1 protein-coding gene is annotated in these 1,207 nt (G+C 47.1%); it reads left to right on the plus strand.

Going from position 1 to position 1,207, the window contains the following annotated elements; genetic code table 11:
* Positions 1-20 precede the first annotated feature (20 nt).
* A complete protein-coding gene (locus IQ259_RS26915; RefSeq protein WP_193889024.1) occupies positions 21-1,178 on the plus strand; it encodes a transposase in 1,158 nt (385 codons plus the stop codon).
* The last annotated feature ends 29 nt before the right edge of the window (positions 1,179-1,207 follow it).

Here is a 1,207-nt window from a genome sequence, read left to right on the forward strand (position 1 = left end):
TTCCACACAAAAACTACCCTATGCCAGTCCCCCATCTTTATCGTCAAGTACAAGATCAAGTAAGTCAATGGATTCATCCCCAAGACCAACGACATCTACAAGTGTTTTGTGAAAATGTAGCAGCAATTTTACAAGCACAGAGCGCCTGTCTGAGCCACTGGTTACCCTATCTGAGTCATCGGGACTGCAAGGCCCGTAGCCACATGGAGCGATTAAACTACTTTGTCCATAATCCCAAAATCAACGCTGAAACCTTCTATTTCCCTTTGTTGGAGAAGTTTCTAACAGCATGGGCGGGAATGCCGATGACGCTCACACTCGATACCAGTGTGCTATGGGATGAGTATTGTCTAATTGAGGTCTGTTTAATTTGGGGAGGACGATCAATTGCTTTGGGGCAAACGGTGTTGTTACATGGCAGTGCCACGGTAGGTTTTGAGGATTACTGCTCCGTACTAGAAACCACTGTGCGACTACTGCCGCCGGGATGTTCAGTAACATTATTAGCAGACCGAGGATTTGAACATGGTGCGTTAATCCGGTGGTTACGAGACCATGAATGGTCGTGGGCAATTCGTGCGAAATCTGACCTGAATATTACGCGCTCCAATGGTAAAACGGCTGCGGTTGCTGATCTTTTCCCCCCAGAGGGCGAAGCCTATCTTTTTCGAGAAGTCACGGTTTTACAAGACATTCAGTGTCATCTGGCCACGGCCCATTTAGCTCTAGCGAGAGAACCTTGGGCTGTCTTCTCAAATGTACCTCCATCCTTGCAGACTTTTGAAGTCTATGGTCAGCGGTTTGGGGGAATAGAACCCCATTTTAAGGACTACAAGTCGGCAGCTTTTGAACTCATTCGTTCTCACTTGCGCGATGCTCAAGCCCTCAATTGTCTATTGATGCTCCTGGCTGCTGCTTCCTTAATTGCCATTGCTCTTGCTCTGGTTGTCGTCCATGAAGGTCGGCGCAAAATGCTCGACTGGCATAGCCAGAGGGGATTAAGTTTTTTACAGTTAGGATTACGCGAAATTAAACGGTTGTGTTATCAACGCCTCCCAATTCCCCGATTAGCTACCTTACCTCGAAACAGTCCTCCACCTGCCACTGCTTCACTAAAAAAACGAACGCAGATAGAGCAACAAATTGAGTTCTTCCGTGTCACTGTGTTCTCAACTTGAAAGTCCGGAAAGTTTTCTGCACCACTAAG

The organism is Fortiea sp. LEGE XX443, from assembly GCF_015206815.1.
GTDB lineage: Bacteria > Cyanobacteriota > Cyanobacteriia > Cyanobacteriales > Nostocaceae > Nostoc_B.

Coding starts and splice junctions, on each gene's coding strand:
- IQ259_RS26915 (WP_193889024.1), top strand. CDS start 21: ATGCCAGTCCCCCATCTTTATCGTCAAGTACAAGATCAAGTAAGTCAA.